The 5,328-nt window shown below is 71.1% G+C and carries 3 protein-coding genes and 2 pseudogenes; all 5 read right to left on the bottom strand.

Annotation, left to right across the window (positions count from 1 at the left end; genetic code table 11):
- Positions 1–140, bottom strand: a pseudogene (locus tag ACZ3YO_RS39670) (ATP-binding protein); the annotation flags it as partial.
- Positions 121–813 (bottom strand): DUF742 domain-containing protein, encoded by a 693-nt coding sequence (locus ACZ3YO_RS39675; protein WP_396326153.1) that lies wholly within the window; start codon positions 811–813, stop codon positions 121–123. The gene ACZ3YO_RS39675 and the pseudogene ACZ3YO_RS39670, both read right to left, overlap by 20 nt.
- A gap of 160 nt (positions 814–973) precedes the next feature.
- Positions 974–1,387, bottom strand: coding sequence for a roadblock/LC7 domain-containing protein (locus ACZ3YO_RS39680; RefSeq protein ID WP_097236138.1), 414 nt, complete (start codon positions 1,385–1,387; stop codon positions 974–976).
- A gap of 10 nt (positions 1,388–1,397) precedes the next feature.
- Positions 1,398–4,832 carry a sensor histidine kinase gene (locus ACZ3YO_RS39685; RefSeq protein ID WP_465579132.1) on the bottom strand — a complete coding sequence of 1,145 codons (3,435 nt, stop codon included), beginning with the start codon at positions 4,830–4,832 and terminating at the stop codon, positions 1,398–1,400.
- Positions 4,833–5,231: 399 nt separating this feature from the next.
- Positions 5,232–5,328 (bottom strand): annotated as a pseudogene (locus tag ACZ3YO_RS39690) (ATP-binding protein); the annotation flags it as partial.

The following is a 5,328-nucleotide window of genomic DNA, read 5'->3' on the forward strand; positions in this document are numbered from 1 at the left end:
GCTTCGGTGCGCAGCGGGTTGATCTCGGAGACGGCGCCGACGAGCGTGGTCTTGCCGACACCGAAACCGCCTGCGACGACGATCTTCGCCGAGGTGGTGGCGCGGGTGGGGGCGGCCGCGTTAGAGCTTGCGAAGTCCACTGAGGACCCTTTCGAGCAGCGTGACGTCGGGCTGGTTTCCGGATTCGCCGCCGGAAGCGGGCTGGTGGATGGCGACCAGGCCGGCCTCGGCCAGGTCGGCCACGAGGATGCGGGCCACCCCCAGGGGAAGGGAGAGCAGCGCCGAGACCTCGGCGACGGACTTCACCTCGGTGCAGAGGGTGCAGATCCGCTGGTGCTCGGGGAGCAGGGTGGCCAGGCGCTGCGGGTCGACGCTGGCGGAGACGAGCGCCTCCAGCGCCAGTTCGTAGCGCGGGCGGGTTCGCCCGCCGGTCATCGCGAACGGCCGGATCAGCGGGCCCGAGTCGTGGTCGTCCTCGTACTCCTCGGCGTACCCGGGCTCCTCGGCCGGCGCGTAGCCGGGGTCGGGGCTCTGGCCGGGGGCGGCGTGGCCGGCGTGCCGGCCGGGCAGGTGGCCGTCCTGGGCCGGGAAGCCGGCCGGTGGCGAGTCGTAGGAGGGCTGCGGCTGGGCGTACTGGCCGTACTGCTCCTGGGCCTGACCGTACTGGTGCTGCTGCTGGCCGTACTGCTGCTGTCCGTACTGCTGGCCGTACTGCTGACCGTGGCCGACGACGCCGGGGGCTCCGAAAGCGTCATGGCCTGTGCCAGGGTACGGAACGCCGTACTGGCCGCTGCGGTCGTCGGGCGGTGTCACGGTTCCTCTCCTCACAAGGTGCGGCGGTGCGGTGCGAGCTCGGGCACAGGTCCCCAGCCGGTGGTGCGAAGCCGTACAACGTCCGAACCCGAGCCCGCCGAAGCGGGCCCGGGACGGCCGTGGAGGTGCTTCGAATACCAGGACGGTATCCGACGAACCGTCAGTGCAGGAGACTGCCCTGGAGTTCTGCGCGAAGTGCGGGTGTGAGGACGGCGCCGGCGCGGTCGACGAGGAGGGCCATTTCGTAGCCGACCAGACCGATGTCGGAGTCCGGCGAGGCGAGCACGGCGAGGGCGGAGCCGTCGCTGATGGCCATCAGGAAGAGGAAGCCGCGCTCCATCTCGACGACGGTCTGGTTGACCTCGCCGCCCTCGAAGATCCGGCTGGCGCCGGAGGTGAGGGAGGTGAGGCCGGAGGCGACGGCGGCGAGCTGGTCGGCGCGGTCGCGGGGGAAACCTTCGGACATGCACAGCAGGAGGCCGTCCGCGGAGACCACCACCGTGTGCGACACCCCAGGGGTGTTGTCCACGAAATTGGTGATCAGCCAGTTCAGGTTCTGTGCGGCCTGGCTCATCTGACTCAACTCAACGCTCCTGGTGGTTCGAGCCGCCGAAGAGATCGGTGCTGCGGTTCTGCTGTCCGTTGCCGGACGGGTCTACCTGATCGGGGTCGATCCGGAAGCTTCCGGTGTTGCCGGCGCTGCGGCCCTGCTCCACACCGCGGCGCAGGTTCGTGAGGCGTCCACGGACCTCCTCGGGGCTGCGGGAGACCTGCGGCCCGTCCTGCGGAGTGGGCTTGGCGTTGCCTGCCACCAGGTTCTGCTTGGGCACCCGGCGGGGCAGGCCCGCCGGGGTCGTGCCACCGGAGGCGGGCTCGCGGAGCTGCTCGGCACGCTGCCAGGAGCCGTCGTTGGGCGACTGCCAGGCGGCGCTGGTCGGGCCGGTCGGTCCGGTGGGACCGTACCCGCCCAGCGCGGACACCTCGTGTCCGCGCGGTTCGGTCGGCGCCGAGGTGTCCTTGGCGCCGGCGAACCAGTTCGGGGTCTCGCCGCTGTCCTGGCCGCCCTGGTGCGGAGCGGTACCGGGGCCGCCGCTCGCGAGCTGCTGGCCGGGGCGGCGCTGCGGGAGGCCGGACGGCAGGGTGGTGGACGGCTCGGCCGCGGGCAGCGCCGGGGTCTCCGGGCTGTACGGGTGGCCGGCCGGGGCCTCCTCGGCCTGGTGGCCGTACTGCTCGTCGGCGTAGCCGTCGTTGTAGCCCTGGTAGTCCTGGTACTGACCGTACTGGTCGTCCTGGCCCTGGTTCTGGCCGTACTGGTCGTCGGCGTAGCCCTGCTGCGGGAGCCGGCCGTAGGCGTCCGGGCCGTACCCGTCCTGACCGTAGCCGTTCGCGGCGTACTCGTCCTGGCCGTACCCGTACTGCTCGTCGGCGTAGCCGGACTGCTCGTAGCCCTGCTGCCCGTACTGGTCGTCCTGGGCGTAGGTCTCGTCGTTGCGCCGGCCGTACGCCGGGTACTCCTCCTCGACCTCGGCGTCGACCACCGGCGGCATCTGCGCGGTCTCCGGGCCGGCCTCCAGGGCGGCGCGGCGGACCTGGTCGAGCCGCTGCGAGCGCTGGACGGCCTCCAGGGCCGGGCTGAACCCGCTGGAGCCGGCGCTGCCGTTGCCGGTCAGGTGGTCGTCGAAGCCCAGTTCGGCGGCGCTGCGCGGCTGGTTCTGGGCCGCGGGGGCCCAGTCGGCCTGGGCGGGCTCCTGGTCGGCGAAGATCCGGGAGACGGTGAACTGCTCCTCCGGCTCCGGCGCCGCGCCCATCTGGGTCAGGAACGGCGGCAGCATGACCAGCGAGGTGGTGCCCGCGGACTCGCCCGAGGGGCGGAGCTGGACGCGGACGTCGTGCCGCTGGGAGAGCCGGCCGACCACGAAGAGGCCCATGCGGCGGGAGATGGTGGCGTCGACCGTGGGCGGCTCGGCGAGCTTCTCGTTGATCTCGGCGAAGTCCTCGGCGGTGAGGCCGATGCCCTTGTCGTGGATCTCGACCAGCACCCGGCCGTCCGGCAGGCGGGTCGCGTTGACCAGCACCCGGGTCTGCGGGCTGGAGAACGAGGTGGCGTTCTCCAGCAGCTCGGCGAGCAGGTGGACGAGGTCGGTCACGGCCGCGCCGACGACCTCGGCCTCGGGGATGCCGGCGAGCTCGACGCGCTCGTACTGCTCCACCTCGGAGGCGGCGGCGCGGAGCACGTCGACCAGCGGGACCGGGGTGTTCCAGCGGCGGCCGGCCTCCTCGCCCGCGAGGACGAGCAGGTTCTCACCGTTGCGGCGCATACGGGTCGCGAGGTGGTCCAGCTTGAAGAGGTTCTCCAGCTGGTCCGGGTCGGCCTCGTTGTTCTCCAGGTCCGTGATCAGCGCCAGCTGGCGCTGGATGAGGCCCTGGCTGCGACGCGACAGGTTGGTGAAGATCGCGTTGACGTTCCCTCGCAGCAGGGCCTGCTCGGCGGCCAGCTCGACCGCCTGCCGGTGGACCTGGTCGAAGGCCCGGGCGACCTCGCCGATCTCGTCCTTGCCGTGCAGGGGGATCGGGATGACCGAGGTGTCGACCCGCTCGGGGTCGGTCTTGGACAGCTTCTCGACCAGCTCCGGCAGGCGGTGGTCGGCGATCTCCAGGGCGGCGTTGCGCAGGGTGCGCATGCCGAGAATCATCGAGCGGGCCACGTAGCCGGTGAGGACACCGGCGAGGACCAGCGCGGCGAGCACGATCGCCGAGTTGAGGATGGCGTCGTAGAGCGCGTTGTCCCGCAGGTCCGCGGCGTCGTTGAGGACGTCGTCCAGCAGCGCGACCTCGGTGGCGCGCAGGGTGGCGATGTGGGTGTTGGCGGCCTGTTCCCAGTTCTCCTTGGTCAGGCCGGAGTTCTTCGCCTCGTTGAAGGCGGCGTCGGCGGCGGCCTTGCCCTTGGACTGGCCCTCCGCGGCGGCCTGGCTGTACGCGGCACCGAGGGCCATCAGGCCCGTCATGGTGGGCACGCTGCCGTTCGGCATGCGGAACGCGGACCGCTGGTCGGCGGTGGCCTGGGCGACCTGGGCGTCGGAGTACCGCTTGGCGTCCTCGGGGGAGCTGCCGGTGTTGAACTCGGAAATCGACACCTGCTCCAGCTTCTGGGAGACCAGGAGCTGCTGGATCAGGTCGACGTTCTCGTACCGGGTCGTGGACTGCGCGGATATGCCGACCAGCAGCTGGAGCATCAGCGCGCGCTGGGTCGAGGCCGAGGCCTTGGCCAGCGACATGGCGTAGATCGCGCGGCCCTTGCTGGTGATGTTGGTGCTGCCGAGGCCGACCGAGTTGTCGTAGGCCAGCAGCGGCGCGACCATCGTCGAGTAGGCGGACTGGGTCGCGGTGGCGAACAGCTCCGGCTTGTAGGCGTTGTCGCGCAGGTGCGGCAGGAAGATCACGAGGCTCTGGAAGGACGCGTGGCGGTGGGGGAGCTCACCGGACTTGTCGGTGGCGTCGTAGGCCGCGTTGTAGGCCTTGAGCGCGGCGTCCGTGGTCGCACGGGTCTTGACGACGTCGCCGTTCGGATCCTGGCCGGTCAGGATGGGGCTGATCGTCTTGTCGCGCTCGTTCTCCAGCGCCTCGGCGAGCTCGGTGGCCGCCTTGGCCAGACGCGAGGCCTTCTCGGCGCGCGAGGCCTTGACGTAGCCGTCGACCGAGGTGTTGACGCGCAGGCCGCCGAAGACCAGTCCGATGATCACGGGGATCATCAGGATCGCGATCAGACGGGCCGGCACACGCCAGTTACGGGGCCGGAGGAACTCGTACCGGCTTCCGCCCTTGCCACCGTCGCCCTCGTCCGCGGAGCCGCCGCTGCGGCGCTCCGTGGAGGGGGCCGGCGGCTGCGGCCTGGCGGCCGGCGGGCGCTCCTGGCCCGGCGTGAACGCGGAGAATCCGGCCTGGTCCGTTGCGTTACCGTTCGGCTCGCTCTGGCGGGGCTCGGAGCGCCGCTGCGGGGCGACTTGCTGCTTACGCCTCACTCGACAACAACCTCTCGGCCGATTGGCGGCCATGGATCAATCCAGCGCTACCCCTGGCAGCTGCCCGCTGCCGGGTGGGACTGCCGTACGGGATTTAGGGGTAGCTGGAATTTCAGCACGTGCAGGGATGGGGGACAAACAGCCACTGAGGGCGCCCTGCTGCGGAACATTTAGGACATTCGCCGACATGATGGCGCAAAACTGTGGTCTTCTGGCGCTGAGTGGCGCTGATTCGCTACGCAGAGTCACTGTTGATCACAAAATGCCTACCGAACTGTTATCCGCTGCTTATGCAGGGGTCTTGCGCGGGCCGCTCGGACGACACCCCCCGCGTGCGCAGGTGCCCCGGTGCCCCGCCGGGCTGGCGGGACACCGGGGCTGCCGGCCTGCGGGCCGCGCTCAGCGGAGGCGGGCGAGGAGGGCGTGTTCGACGAGGGTGATGAGGGCGCTCTTGGCGCTGTCGCGCCGTCGGGCGTCGAGGGTGACGACGGGGGTG

It is taken from the genome of Kitasatospora sp. NPDC022785, assembly GCF_055561295.1.